Source organism: Enterobacter sp. R4-368 (assembly GCF_000410515.1).
In the GTDB taxonomy this organism is placed as follows: domain Bacteria; phylum Pseudomonadota; class Gammaproteobacteria; order Enterobacterales; family Enterobacteriaceae; genus Kosakonia.
In genome coordinates this window covers 4,968,512-4,981,910 of the sequence record NC_021500.1, presented here as the reverse complement: position 1 = coordinate 4,981,910, position 13,399 = coordinate 4,968,512, and the positions used below count along the sequence as shown (strand labels likewise).

Sequence of the window (13,399 nt, the reverse complement as noted above, 5' to 3'; positions counted from 1 at the left end):
AAAGATTACTTAGCGTTGCGTAACACTTGCAGACAATGTTTGAGTGCATCATCAAGTGGCGCTTCTATACGCAATGTTTCGCCCGTATGGGGATGCGTGAACTTGAGTGCCGCAGCGTGCAGGAACAGTCGTGACAGCCCGGTTGGAGCCAGTTGCTTATCAAACTCGCGATCGCCATAGCGATCGTCAAAAGCAATCGGGTGGCCGGCATGTTGAGTATGTACACGAATCTGATGCGTACGTCCGGTCACCGGGCTGCAACGCACCAGCGTCGCGAATTCATAGCGCTCTTCAACTTTAAAACGTGTTTCTGAAGGCTTGCCTTCGCTGTTCACCCGCACTATCCGCTCGCCACTTTGCAGAATATTTTTCAGCAAAGGTGCCTGCACCACTTTGACATGCGACTGCCACTGGCCGCGGACCAGCGCCAGATAATCCTTCTGCATATCTTTACCGCGCAGCTGCTCATGCAGCGAACGCAGCGCGGAACGTTTTTTTGCCACCAGCAAAACGCCGGAGGTGTCACGATCTAAACGGTGAACCAGTTCAAGAAAGCGGGCTTCCGGGCGCAACGCGCGCAACCCTTCAATCACGCCAAAACTCAGCCCGCTACCGCCGTGTACCGCCGTGCCCGAGGGTTTGTTCAGCACCAGGATATGATCGTCTTCATAGAGAATAACGTCGGTTAGCTGGGCAACTTTTTGCAAATGCGGAGAAACCGCCTCTTCTTCTTTTTCTGCCACGCGTACCGGCGGAATGCGGATTTCATCCCCCGCTTCCAGTTTATATTCCGGTTTTACACGTTTTTTATTTACCCGCACTTCACCCTTACGCAGGATGCGGTAAATCATGCTTTTAGGTACCCCTTTGAGCTGGGTACGCAGAAAATTATCGATACGTTGCCCCGCTTCATCAGCGGTAATAGCAACAAATTTTACGGATGGTGTCTCAGTTTTCATGGGAGGCGATTCTAAATAGCCACGCTGAATAGCGCCACTCATTTTTCTATGCTTATATTTACAATTGACTCGGTGACTTCGTTTTACTCAGTTGATTCGGCGGTTATTAAACCAATCTCCGGGCAAAGGTGAAAAAACTGTGAGTAACCGGGTGATAAATGGTAAAAGTCAGCTTGCTATAACAGGGTTCGCAAGGAATAATGTTGCGGTTTTCCGTGTTGAATCTTGTTAAAACAAGTAAATGAGCGGAATGACCAGTTTTGCCTGTCCGATCATACACGCAGCAATGGCGTAAGACGTATTGAACTTTCAGGCAGTTAGCGGGCTGCGGGTTGCAGTCCTTACCGGTAGATGGAATCTTCTCTGGAGAGTTTTTCCCAGGCTGTTCCCCTGATAATTGCGCTGTGTTTTCCACAGGAAACACAGGCAACCGACACACTGCGCCTCTTTAGCGAGCGACAACCGTGAGGTTGGCGACGCGAATAGTCTCGAGGCCATCGGTTCTCCCCCGGAAAGGCGTTATCTTGCCCGCAGCTTAGTCGTCAATGTAAGAATAATGAGTAAGTTACGATGAAAAGAATGTTAATAAACGCAACTCAGCAAGAAGAGTTGCGTGTCGCACTTGTTGATGGACAACGCCTGTACGACCTGGATATCGAAAGCCCGGGACACGAGCAGAAAAAAGCGAACATCTACAAAGGTAAAATCACCCGCATTGAACCCAGCCTTGAAGCCGCATTTGTTGATTACGGTGCCGAGCGTCACGGTTTCCTCCCCCTCAAAGAGATCGCCCGCGAATACTTCCCAGCTAATTACAACGCACATGGACGTCCGAACATCAAAGACGTACTGCGTGAAGGTCAGGAAGTCATCGTTCAGATTGATAAAGAAGAGCGCGGCAACAAAGGCGCGGCACTGACCACTTTTATCAGCCTTGCAGGCAGCTACCTGGTGCTGATGCCGAACAACCCGCGCGCGGGCGGCATTTCTCGACGTATTGAAGGCGACGATCGCACCGAGCTGAAAGAAGCACTCTCCAGCCTGGAATTACCGGATGGTATGGGTCTTATCGTACGCACCGCAGGCGTGGGCAAATCCGCCGAAGCGCTGCAGTGGGATTTGAGCTTCCGTCTGAAACACTGGGAAGCTATCCAGAAAGCCGCCGAAAGCCGCCCTGCTCCGTTCCTGATCCATCAGGAAAGCAACGTGATTGTGCGCGCCTTCCGTGACTATCTGCGTCAGGATATCGGCGAAATCCTCATCGATAACCCGAAAGTGCTTGAGCTGGCTCGCCAGCATATCGCTGCGCTGGGTCGCCCGGATTTCAGCAGCAAAATTAAACTGTACACCGGGGAAATCCCGCTGTTCAGCCATTACCAGATTGAGTCGCAGATTGAATCCGCATTCCAGCGTGAAGTCCGTCTGCCGTCCGGTGGCTCTATCGTTATTGACTCCACCGAAGCGCTGACCGCCATTGATATCAACTCCGCACGCGCAACGCGCGGTGGCGATATTGAAGAGACCGCCTTTAACACAAACCTGGAAGCGGCAGATGAGATCGCTCGCCAGCTGCGTCTGCGTGACCTGGGTGGCCTGATCGTTATCGACTTTATTGATATGACGCCAGTGCGCCACCAGCGCGCGGTGGAAAACCGCCTGCGTGAAGCAGTACGTCAGGATCGTGCGCGTATTCAGATTAGCCATATTTCCCGCTTCGGCCTGCTGGAGATGTCCCGCCAGCGCCTCAGCCCGTCGTTGGGCGAGTCCAGTCATCATGTCTGCCCGCGTTGTAGCGGTACCGGCACCATTCGTGATAACGAGTCCCTGTCGCTGTCGATTCTGCGTCTGATTGAAGAAGAAGCGCTGAAAGAAAACACCCAGGAAGTGCATGCGATTGTACCGGTTCCGGTCGCGTCATACCTGTTAAACGAAAAACGCGCCGCGGTAAGCGCTATCGAAGCCCGTCAGGGCGGCGTACGCTGCGTGATCGTGCCAAACGACCAGATGGAAACGCCGCACTACTCCGTACTGCGTGTGCGTAAAGGCGAAGAGACGCCAACGCTGAGCTACCTGCTGCCGAAACTGCACGAAGAAGAGATGGCACTGCCGTCTGAAGAAGAGTACGCCGAACGTAAGTTACCTGAACAACCTGCACTGGCTACCTTCGTTATGCCGGACGTTCCGCCAGCACCACAAGCGCCAGCCGCAGCAGCAAGCCAGGCGCAACCTGCCGCAACACAAGTTGCCGCCCCAGGTTTGCTGGGTCGTTTCTTCTCAGCCCTGAAAGGCTTGTTCGCGGGTGAAGCTACCCCGGCGCCGGTTGAAGTGAAAGAAGAGAAAAAAGGCGAGAAACAAGAGCGTCAGCAGGATCGTCGTAAATCACGCCAGGGCAACCGTCGCGATCGTAATGACCGCCGTGACAACCGCAGCGAAGGCAACGAAGCGCGCGAAAGCCGTGATAACCGCGAAGGTCGCGAAGAGAATCGTCGTAACCGCCGCGAAAAATCGCAGCAAAACGCCGAAGCCCGTGAATCTCGCCAGCCAGTCGCTGTTGATGAAACAGAAAAAACGAAATCTCGTGACGAACAGCAGCAACCTCGCCGTGAGCGCAACCGTCGCCGTAATGATGATAAACGCCAGGCGCAGCAGGATGTCAAAGAGCTGAACCGCGATGAGCAACCTGCTCAGGAAACTGAACAGGAAGAGCGCGTGCAGGTCATGCCGCGTCGTAAACAGCGTCAACTCAGCCAGAAAGTCCGTATTGGCGGTGACAACAACGTAGAAAACCGCGTTGAAGAAATCACTGTCCAGGACACCGCAGCGCAAAACACGCAGCTGGCGAAAGTCGATCTGCCAGCGGTGGTTGAAACCGCGCCGGTACAGGAACAGGATGAAAACGCTGAAGCACGCGAAAACGCGATGCCGCGCCGTTCACGCCGTTCCCCGCGCCACCTGCGCGTGAGTGGTCAGCGTCGCCGTCGCTATCGTGATGAACGTTACCCGCTGCAATCTCCAATGCCGTTGACCGTAGCCTGTGCCTCACCGGAAATGGCGTCCGGTAAAGTGTGGATCCGTTATCCGGTGCCGCGCGCGCAGGAAGAGCAGCAGATTCAGGAACTGGCCGTTGAAAACAATGCAGCCCCTGAGCAGGAGATCGCTCCGGCTATGGCTGAAGCTCAACTGGTTGCGCATCCGCAAGCGGAAGTTGTTGAGCCGCAGGCGACGGTTGAAAATGCCGAGCCGGCAGTGGTTGAACCGCAAGCCGCTGTTGAAGCACCGCAGACGGTTGCCGTTGAAACCACCCAGCCGGAAGTGATCAACACGCCGGTGGATGAACAACCGCAGCTGATTGCTGAGGAAGATCGTCCCGTTGCGCAGGACGTGGCAGAAAAAGCCGAACCCGCACAACAGGAAGTCGCACCGGTAGCAGAAACGCCAGCGCCGGAAGCTGTACAGGACGCGTCCGAAGAAGCGGCTGCGCCAGTTGTTGCCGAACCGGTGAAAGCGCCGGTGGTAGCACATGTTGCTCCCGCGGCTAAAAAAGTGGCTACCGCGCCAATGACCAAAGCGCCAGCGCCTGCCTATGTGCCGGAAGCGCCGCGTCACAGTGACTGGGTACGCCCGAACTTCGTCTTCGAAGGTAAAGGTTCTGCGGGTGGTCACAGCGCCACACACGCGGCAACCGCTCCGGCGACGAAACCGCCAGCTGCTGAGTAATTCCCTGGCAGTCAAAAGCCGACTCCCGGGTCGGCTTTTTTTATGCCTGTCGCACCGGATGGCGCATACCGCCAAGCCCCGGCATCACTTCACGCATCAGTTGTAAAAATTTCCGCAACCGCGCGGGATAATAGCGCGCCCACGGATAAACCAGATGAACCGGTAGCGGCGCGGCCTGCCACTGCGGCAGCAGCGCTACCAGCTTGCCACTGCGCAACTCCTCTTCCACCGCCCAACTGGAAATCAGCGTCACGCCAAGCCCGCCAATGGCGGTATTGCGGGCCGCATACAGGCTGTCGGTATAAAGCCGGGGTGCAATCGCCACCTGCTCCGTATCGCCACTTTGCAGATGACTCAGATGAATTTCATGCTGGTAGAACGTGCTGAGCGCAATCCACGGCAGCGCGGAGAGCTGCTGCGGTGTGTCGACAGCAGGAAAACGCGCCAGCAACGCGGGTGACGCCACGATAGATCGGGGTACTTCTGCCAGCAGTACCGATACCGTTGCCGGGTCCACTTCTGCCCCAACGCGAATAGCGCAATCGATATTGGCACTGAGAAAATCGACATTCTTATCATTGAGCATCCATTCAACAGAGAGTTGCTGGTGACGTTCAAGAAACTGAGTCAGCGGACCGAGCAGTTGTTCCTGACCAAAGGCATGCGGTGCGCGTACGCGCAAAATCCCGACCGGCTCGTCGTCGGACTGGCTCAGCTCATCTTCCAGCGCTACCCAGGCATCCGCAACGCGCTTTGCATGCTGATAGCAGCGTTCGCCATCATCCGTCAGCTTCATCGCATGGGTGGTGCGCAAGAGCAGCTTGACGCCAAGCAGCGACTCCAGCGACTGCAACCGGCGGCTGACCGTCGCCTGCGTCGTCTCCAGCTGGCGCGCCGCCGCCGACAGCGACCCGGCCTCCACGATACGGATATACGTCCGCATCAAATCCACCCTATCTATACGCTCTTGCCGTTTCATTATTATTTTACCTATACGTTTCACGTATAACCGTTTTACCACTCCGCTGGCTACCGCGCCATGCTCTGCTGCGTAAAAATGGCCTCACTTCGTTATTTACACCTAACGTTCCTGGGGAACCTGCTATGAACCGTCATTCTCTTTCGTCCGATGTTGTTGGCTGGGTCATTTTTGCCCTCGCGCTCGGCGCCGGATTCAGCGTCGCGGCTATCTATTATTCACAACCGCTGCTGCCATTAATGGGCAGCGACCTGCACTTAACCGTCAACGGTATGGGGCTGGTGCCGACACTCACACAGGCCGGTTATGCGCTGGGTATTTTGTTCCTGCTGCCGCTGGGCGACCGCCACGACCGCCGCCGTCTGATCCTGGTTAAAAGTGCTGCACTGGCGCTGCTGTTACTGGCCTGTAGCCTGACCAGCCATCTGCCTTCATTACTGGTCGTCAGCCTGTTACTGGGCATGGCCGCAACAATGGCGCAGGATATTGTCCCGGCGGCAGCAATTCTCGCGCCGGAAGGCAAACAGGGGAAAATGGTCGGCACGGTAATGACCGGTTTACTGCTCGGGATCCTGCTTTCCCGTACCGTCAGCGGCTTTGTCGGCGCGGCATTCGGCTGGCGTATCATGTATCAGCTTGCCGCAGTCAGCATTGCGTTGATTGGCGTGCTGATGTGGTCGGTGCTGCCGCGTTTCGCAACCCACTCCACGCTGAGCTACCCGGCGCTGATGAAATCGATGGCGCACCTGTGGCAACGCTATCCGGCACTGCGCCGCGCCGCTTTCGCGCAGGGTTTTTTATCCATCGCTTTTAGCGCTTTCTGGTCAACCCTTGCGTTAATGCTGCTGGAAAAATATCAATTAGGCAGCGCGGTCGCGGGTACTTTCGGCATCGCCGGTGCGGCGGGTGCGTTAGCGGCACCGCTGGCGGGTGGTCTGGCGGATAAAGTTGGCGCAGAAAAAGTTACACAGTTAGGTGCGGGTCTGGTGACGGTATCCTTCGCCCTGATGTTCCTGCTGCCAGTACTGCCGCCGCATGGCCAGCTGGCACTGATTGCCCTCTCGGCGGTGGGTTTCGACCTGGGTCTGCAATCCAGTCTGGTTGCTCACCAGAACCTCGTGTACGGTCTTGAACCGCAAGCGCGTGGTCGTCTGAATGCGCTGCTGTTTACTGGTGTGTTCATTGGTATGGCGCTGGGCTCTGCGCTGGGCAGCAAACTTTACTCCGTTGCGTCCTGGCAGGGTGTGGTCGTGCTGGCAACGGTTTCCGGTCTGGTTGCTCTGCTGATCCGTCTGTTCGACGCCCGTCAAATCCAGCAAGCGGCGCAGAAAGCGTAGGATAAAAAAAAGCCCGCTCCGGGGTGATGGAGCGGGCATAGCGAACATGCCCAGTTTCCAGACATGCTCAAAATGAAAACATTACTTATTCATCTGGAACAACGACAGACCCTGCATATCGGTGAACGCTTTGTAAGACGCCTGCAGCGCGGCTTGTTGCATGGTGTAAGACGACATCACCGAGTTCCAGTCCACGTCAATCAAATCACTCTTCTGCTGTTTCAGCGCCACAGTACGGTCATCGCCCAGCGCATCGAGGGTGTCCAGTTCGTTCAACTGCGTACCCAGTTCAGCACGGACAGTCGACACGTTGTTCAGGGAGTTACCCAGACCACGGCTGGTTTTATCCACCACCGCCTGCGCTGCCGCCTTGGCGGTTTCATCGCCCGCTACCGGGGTTTTCAGTGCGGTAATCGCCGTATCGAGCATTTTGAACAGATCGGTTTCCGATGTGCCCGGCAGGCCGGTGGCCGGATCAACCGGTTCTGGCGTGGCGTTGCTGCTGATATGGTTGAAGACTTCATTGCCCGTATGCGCAATAACCATGGTACGCGAGGCGTCAACCTGCTGGGAAATTGCCTGGTTACCACCGCTATATGTGCCCGTGGCATCATACGGCGCGCTTTCCGTTTTATAGCCGCCAAAGATATAGCGACCGTTACCGTCGGTACTGTTCGCCAGGTTCAGCAGCTGATCGCGGTAGCCCTGCAGTTCAGTTGCCAGCGAAGCACGGTCATCATCACTCAGCGAACCGTTGCCCGCTTTCACAATGGTGCCCTGTGCGCCAGTGATCGCCGTCGTCACCTGCTGCAATACGCTCTCTTCCAGCGACACTTTCTGCTTGGCGAAAGTACGCGCCGTCTCATACTGAGTGTTTTGCGCCTGCGCCTGCGAAATCACCACCGCCTGAGAAGCGGCAATCGGATCGTCCGACGGGCGGTTAACTTTCTGCCCGGTCGCCATTTGCTCGCCGTAACCCAACCACGCGCTCTGCGAGTTGGTCACGCCGCGCATGCTTTGTTCGTACATCATTTGAGTACTGATACGCATTTTTCACCCCTTACTTAGCGAATGCCGAGCAGCGCATCAAACAGCGTGCTTGCAGTTTGTAAAACCTGAGCGTTCGCCAGGTAATATTGTTGATAACGCTGCAGATTACCGTACTCTTCGTCGAGGTTAACCCCGGAGATCGACTGCTGCTGCTTGGTCAACTGCGTCACCACGTTCGTCTGCGTGGTGGAGCTGGTTTTCAGCGTCGAGGTTTTGTTACCCACATCGCTGACCAGCGTGGCATACGCGTCGTTAAACGTTTTGTTGCCGCCGACGACTTTCGCGCTTTGCAGATTCAGCATCGCCTGGCCGTTGCGGTTATCGCTCGCACCAGAACCGGCGACGGAAGCCATGGCAATTTTCGACTCATCGGTAATCGCCACGCTCATATTCACAATCGCATTGCTCACCGGGCGAACGGTAAAACTGTCGTTGGCTTTAGGGCCAGTGGTGGCGCTGATGCTAACTTTCAGACCGTCGAAATTCAGCGTGCCATCGGAGGGATCTGGCGTCACGGTGGTCGTGGTATTGTTGGACAGTCGGGTAACTTTCCAGTTAGTCCCGTCGTAGGCCACTTTATAATCCGTCGCCTGTACCGCCGAGCTGTCGCTAACCGCTGCGGTCAGTACCGCATCACCGGTGTTTTTGGAATTACTGGTGGTTGATGGCGCGCCAATGGTAAAGAACTGGCCACCCTGATTACCACTCGCATCGTAACCCTGCGTGTGTTGCTTGTTGAATGAATCAGCAAACGACAGCGCCAGTTGTCCAAGCGTATTACGCGCCTGGTCAAGATCCTGCGAACGGAACGACAGCAAACCGCCCAGCGAACCGGTGGTGATCAGTTTTTCCGGAATCTCAATGTTGCCTGCGGTTTTGTCAACATACGCCACGGCAGTACGTGCCGGATCGGCGCTGGACTGGACGGCCGCCAACTGGCGCGCATCGCTGCCCTGCACCAGAGAGTAGCCATCACCCATGCTGATGTTGTAGGTGTTGCCATCCTGGACGCTGACTTCAACACCGACAATTTTGTTCAGTTCGCTAACCAGCTGGTCGCGCTGATCGAGCAGGTCGTTCGGCGACGCACCGCCGCCAACCGCGGTCAGACGAGAAATCTGATCGTTAAGTTTGGCAATTTGCGTGGAGTAGTTGTTGATCTGATCAACGCTTGAAGAGATAGACAGGTTTACCTGTTTATCCTGGTCGCGCAGGTACTGGTCGGCCACTTTGAACTGGTTAACCAGACCGTCCGCTTTACCCAGCATCGCCTGACGGGATGACGGGTCAGAAGCGTTACTTACCAGTGTTTGCAGGCTGGAAAAGAAGCTCTGCAGGCTGGTCGACAGCGAGTTAGTGGTATCCGACAGGACATCATCAATTTTTGACATCTGCTGGTAACGCGTGGTCAAACCGCTGTTCTGGTTTTCCGCTGCACGCAGCTGATTAGTAATAAAGGCGTCATACTCACGCTGAACACCGGTAACGAGTACACCGTTACCCACCCAGCCGCCACCGGTCAGGGTACTGTTGCCTGAGGTGAGCACCGTCGTCTGACGGGTATAACCCGCTACGTTATAACTGGCAATGTTATTACTGGCGGTATTAAGCGCGGCCTGGGCTGCGTTGAGCCCACTCATGGCGCTGTTAATCAAACTGGACATGGAGGTTCCTTATACACTTTCAGACATGAGTCCTGTTGACGATTATCGGCAACCCAGGGCAAAACTTGAGATATTTCAGAACAGATTTTGGATATCCGTGCTGTAGGCTTTACTGACCTTTTCACCCATCGATTTAAGCTGTTGGATCATGCTGGTCAGCTTACGGGCGTAGTTTGGATCGGTCGCATAACCGGCGTTCTGCAACGCCTGCGCGCCCTGCTCCGCCGTCGCCGCCGTGGTCACCGCCGAGTAGCGTTTATTACGCGTCAGCATGCCCACATAATCGGAGAGCGCTTCAAGGTACGAGCTGTAAACGCGGAACTTGGCTTTCACCTTCACCGCTTCGCCGTTTTCATATTCTGTCGTCGTGATTTCTGTGGTCGGCCCTTTCCAGCCTGGCGTGGCTTTAACACCAAAAATGTTAAAGCTCGGCTCACCGTTTTCACGCGGGATCTGGCGCTGGCCCCAGCCGGATTCCAGCGCGGCCTGCGCGAGGATCAGGTGGTGCGGAACACCGCTCTGCTCACTGGCAAGACGCGCCGGCAGTGAAAGCTGGGCAAGGAAGTCTTTGCTGTCACCGGTTAACGGCTCGTCGCCATCTTCCGGCACTTTTGGCATCGCTTTGCGCACCAATTGTGTCAGTGCCTGGTTTTGATAGGACGTCACGGTTTCCAGCGGGAACTTCATCGGCACCTGCTGCATCTGATCGGCAGGCTCAACCGGTGCCTGATCGCCAGCCATCTGTTTAACCATCATATCGGCCAGGCCAAGCCCTTTGCCTGCGGTCATCTGCTGTGCAATTTGCTGGTCATACATGCTGGTGTACAGCCGCGTTGAATCACTGCTGAAAATCCCGTCTTTCGGTAACGCTTCGCGCATGCTTTTCAGCATCATCTGCACGAACATCCCTTCCATCTGGCGGGCCACCGGGCGCAGGTTCGCGCCAGGATCCTGGCGCGTTTGCGCCTTCAGTTCATTCAGTGATTGCGCGTCCCATGCCGCGCTTGTCAACAACCGGCTGTCAGTCAACATTAGATGATCTCCAGTTTCGCACGCAGGCAGCCTGCGCTTTGCATCGCCTGAAGGATGGACATCAGCTCCATCGGGGAAGCACCGAGCGCGTTAAGCGCACGGACCACGCTGTTCAGGTTGGCGCTGGAACGGACGCTTTGCAGCGAACCGCCACTCTGGCGCATATCAATTTGTGTTTGCGGTGTCACCACCGTCTGACCGCCGCCAAATGGCGTATTCGGCTGGCTCACGTTGGCCTGCTGATTGACCGTTACCGAGAGGTTGCCCTGCGCGACAGCACAGTTATCCAGCGCTACTTCGCGGTTCATCACCACCGAGCCGGTACGGGAGTTAATAATGACTTTCGCGTCCTGCTGCGTAACGCCGACTTCCATATTCTGGATGTCTGCCAGCAAACGGACTTGCGAGCTGCCGCCGTTAGAAACGCGGATCTGCACGGTACGCGCATCCAGCGCGGTCGCGCTGCCGTAACCACGGTTACGGTTGATGGTGTCGGCAATTTGCTGCGCCATGCTGAAATCTTCCTGGTTCAGCTGCAGGTTAATGGTGTTACCTGCGCCAAACTGGGTCGGCAGTTCACGTTCGATGACCGCACCGTTAGTAATACGCCCGCCGTTAAGCTGGTTGACCTGCACACTGCTGCCACCTGCGGAAGCACCTGCACCGCCGACCAGAATGTTACCCTGCGCCAGCGCATAAACCTGGCTGTCAACGCCCTTCAGCGGCGTCATCAGCAGCGTACCGCCGCGCAGGCTTTTTGCGTTACCCATTGAGGAGACCACGACATCAATGGTCTGTCCCTGGCGTGCAAACGCCGGGAACTGGGCGGTGACCATCACCGCCGCCACGTTTTTCAGCTGCATGTTGGTGCCGGCAGGAACCGTGATCCCCATCTGCGACAACATGTTGTTTAAGGTTTGGGTGGTAAATGGCGTCTGGGTCGTCTGGTCACCTGTACCATCGAGCCCCACGACCAGGCCATAACCAATTAAGGAGTTTTCACGTACGCCCTGTACACTGGTGAGATCCCGGATACGGTCAGCCTGGGCGAAGGTCGCCACCAGCGCTAACACGATACCAGTCAAATACTTAAACATAATTCACCCCGGTTACATCGGCGATAAGTTGAGGAAGAAACGTTGCAGCCAGCCCATGTTCTGCGCTTCGTTGATATAGCCGTTGCCGACATACTCGATGCGCGCGTCCGCCACCTGTGTGGACGGAACCGTGTTGCTGCCGCTGATGGTGCGTGGGTTCACGACACCCGAGAAGCGGATGAATTCAGTGCCCTGGTTGATGGCTATCTGTTTTTCACCCACCACATGTAAATTGCCATTGATCAGCACCTGATCGACCGTCACGGTCAGCGTGCCGCTAAAGGTATTGCTGGCATTGGCGCCACCTTTGCCGTTAAAGGTATTACCGCCGGAAGCAGAGAGATCGGCGCGGGCATTACCAAACAGACCTTCCAGGTAGCGCGGCGTGGTATCCATGCCGAAACTGGCCTTGCTGTCACGGCTGGCATTTGCCGACGAGCTCTTACTGGCACTGACGTTCTCTTGCAGTACGATCGTCAATGTATCGCCCACGTTACGCGGACGGCGGTCTTCAAACAGTGGCTGATAGCCGTAGTTTATCGGCTGCGCAGTCTGATAAATCGATCCATTTACCATCGGCACCGGTCCCGGAACCGGTTGAGCGGTGGTCGCCCCCTGAACCAACGGCGTTGATGGAACCCAGGCACATCCCGTCAGGGTTAATGCCACTAAAGCCATAATCGGATAGCTGCGCACGGCGTATTTTTGCATTGCATTCATCTTCAAAATCAGGGTTCCGGTGCGGCAGTTACCGCACCGGATAACGCCTTAGAGTTGCGTCAGTTTTTGCAGCATCTGATCGGTGGTCGATACTGCCTTACTGTTTATTTCGTAAGCGCGCTGAACCTGGATCATATTCACCAGCTCTTCCGCCACGTTTACGTTCGAGGTTTCCACATACCCCTGATACAGCATCCCCGCACCGTTCAGCCCCGGCGTCGTGGAGTTTGGCGCGCCAGACGACTGCGTTTCTGCGTACAGGTTTTCACCAAGACTTTCCAGACCGGTATCGTTCATAAAGGTGGTCAGGTTTAACTGGCCAACCTGAACCGGCGCGGCGTTACCCTGCTGCGTCACGCTAACCACGCCGTCACGGCCAATGGTGATGCTCAGGGTGTTCGCCGGAATGGTGATCGCAGGCTGCACCTGGAAACCACCCGCCGTTACCAGTTGACCGTTCTGGTCGACCTGGAAGGAACCATCGCGGGTATACGCCGAGGTGCCGTCCGGCAGCAGCACTTCAAAGAAGCCCTGCCCCTTGATCGCCACATCTTTACTGTTGTTGGTCTGAGACAGGTTGCCCTGGCTGTGCAGACGCTCGGTGGCCACCGGACGAACACCGGTACCGATCTGCAAACCCGAAGGTAGCGTTGTCTGCGCTGAAGACTGTGCGCCAGGCTGACGAATCGTCTGGTACAGCAGATCTTCAAATACCGCGCGCTGGCGCTTAAAACCATTGGTACTGACGTTCGCCAGGTTGTTGGCGATGACATCCATATTGGTTTGTTGGGCGTCGAGGCCGGTTTTTGCGATCCATAATGAACTGATCATAAGTAGTCCTGTT

The 13,399-nt window shown here is 56.0% G+C and carries 10 protein-coding genes; 2 read left to right on the top strand and 8 right to left on the bottom strand.

The window, feature by feature from the left end:
* Positions 1 to 5 precede the first annotated feature (5 nt).
* Complete coding sequence (gene rluC / locus H650_RS23245; RefSeq protein ID WP_020457442.1) at positions 6 to 959, bottom strand: 23S rRNA pseudouridine(955/2504/2580) synthase RluC; 954 nt, start codon at positions 957 to 959, stop codon at positions 6 to 8.
* Between the two features lie 570 nt (positions 960 to 1,529).
* Between rluC and rne the strand changes: the two genes are divergently transcribed.
* Positions 1,530 to 4,676, top strand: a complete 3,147-nt coding sequence (gene rne, locus H650_RS23240) for a ribonuclease E (protein WP_020457441.1) — start codon at positions 1,530 to 1,532, stop codon at positions 4,674 to 4,676.
* 40 nt (positions 4,677 to 4,716) lie between these two features.
* On the opposite strand, the gene H650_RS23235 is transcribed toward rne, so the two are convergent.
* On the bottom strand, positions 4,717 to 5,619 hold the full coding sequence (locus H650_RS23235; protein ID WP_020457440.1) for a LysR family transcriptional regulator: 903 nt from the start codon (positions 5,617 to 5,619) through the stop codon (positions 4,717 to 4,719).
* A 161-nt stretch (positions 5,620 to 5,780) separates the two neighbouring features.
* On the opposite strand from H650_RS23235, the gene H650_RS23230 reads away from it, so the two are divergent.
* The gene (locus H650_RS23230) at positions 5,781 to 6,992 is read left to right on the top strand and encodes an MFS transporter (RefSeq protein ID WP_020457439.1); all 1,212 of its coding nucleotides are present in this window, start codon (positions 5,781 to 5,783) and stop codon (positions 6,990 to 6,992) included.
* Positions 6,993 to 7,073: 81 nt separating this feature from the next.
* On the opposite strand, the gene flgL is transcribed toward H650_RS23230, so the two are convergent.
* The 6 genes from flgL to flgG all read right to left on the bottom strand — a co-directional run bounded on the left by flgL (position 7,074) and on the right by flgG (position 13,386).
* Positions 7,074 to 8,042 carry a flagellar hook-associated protein FlgL gene (gene flgL, locus H650_RS23225; RefSeq protein ID WP_020457438.1) on the bottom strand — a complete coding sequence of 323 codons (969 nt, stop codon included), beginning with the start codon at positions 8,040 to 8,042 and terminating at the stop codon, positions 7,074 to 7,076.
* Between the two features lie 14 nt (positions 8,043 to 8,056).
* Positions 8,057 to 9,706 carry a flagellar hook-associated protein FlgK gene (gene flgK, locus H650_RS23220; protein WP_020457437.1) on the bottom strand — a complete coding sequence of 550 codons (1,650 nt, stop codon included), beginning with the start codon at positions 9,704 to 9,706 and terminating at the stop codon, positions 8,057 to 8,059.
* Between the two features lie 75 nt (positions 9,707 to 9,781).
* Positions 9,782 to 10,738 carry a flagellar assembly peptidoglycan hydrolase FlgJ gene (flgJ, locus tag H650_RS23215; RefSeq protein ID WP_017456410.1) on the bottom strand — a complete coding sequence of 319 codons (957 nt, stop codon included), beginning with the start codon at positions 10,736 to 10,738 and terminating at the stop codon, positions 9,782 to 9,784.
* Positions 10,738 to 11,835, bottom strand: coding sequence for a flagellar basal body P-ring protein FlgI (locus H650_RS23210; RefSeq protein WP_020457436.1), 1,098 nt, complete (start codon positions 11,833 to 11,835; stop codon positions 10,738 to 10,740). The genes flgJ and H650_RS23210 overlap by 1 nt, the downstream gene beginning before the upstream one ends.
* 12 nt (positions 11,836 to 11,847) lie before the next feature.
* Positions 11,848 to 12,546, bottom strand: a complete 699-nt coding sequence (flgH, locus tag H650_RS23205) for a flagellar basal body L-ring protein FlgH (protein WP_020457435.1) — start codon at positions 12,544 to 12,546, stop codon at positions 11,848 to 11,850.
* 57 nt (positions 12,547 to 12,603) lie between these two features.
* The gene (gene flgG / locus H650_RS23200; RefSeq protein ID WP_020457434.1) at positions 12,604 to 13,386 is read right to left on the bottom strand and encodes a flagellar basal-body rod protein FlgG; all 783 of its coding nucleotides are present in this window, start codon (positions 13,384 to 13,386) and stop codon (positions 12,604 to 12,606) included.
* Positions 13,387 to 13,399: the final 13 nt, after the last annotated feature.

Coding starts and splice junctions, on each gene's coding strand:
- rluC (WP_020457442.1), bottom strand. CDS start 959: ATGAAAACTGAGACACCATCCGTAAAATTTGTTGCTATTACCGCTGAT.
- rne (WP_020457441.1), top strand. CDS start 1,530: ATGAAAAGAATGTTAATAAACGCAACTCAGCAAGAAGAGTTGCGTGTC.
- H650_RS23235 (WP_020457440.1), bottom strand. CDS start 5,619: ATGCGGACGTATATCCGTATCGTGGAGGCCGGGTCGCTGTCGGCGGCG.
- H650_RS23230 (WP_020457439.1), top strand. CDS start 5,781: ATGAACCGTCATTCTCTTTCGTCCGATGTTGTTGGCTGGGTCATTTTT.
- flgL (WP_020457438.1), bottom strand. CDS start 8,042: ATGCGTATCAGTACTCAAATGATGTACGAACAAAGCATGCGCGGCGTG.
- flgK (WP_020457437.1), bottom strand. CDS start 9,706: ATGTCCAGTTTGATTAACAGCGCCATGAGTGGGCTCAACGCAGCCCAG.
- flgJ (WP_017456410.1), bottom strand. CDS start 10,738: ATGTTGACTGACAGCCGGTTGTTGACAAGCGCGGCATGGGACGCGCAA.
- H650_RS23210 (WP_020457436.1), bottom strand. CDS start 11,835: ATGTTTAAGTATTTGACTGGTATCGTGTTAGCGCTGGTGGCGACCTTC.
- flgH (WP_020457435.1), bottom strand. CDS start 12,546: ATGCAAAAATACGCCGTGCGCAGCTATCCGATTATGGCTTTAGTGGCA.
- flgG (WP_020457434.1), bottom strand. CDS start 13,386: ATGATCAGTTCATTATGGATCGCAAAAACCGGCCTCGACGCCCAACAA.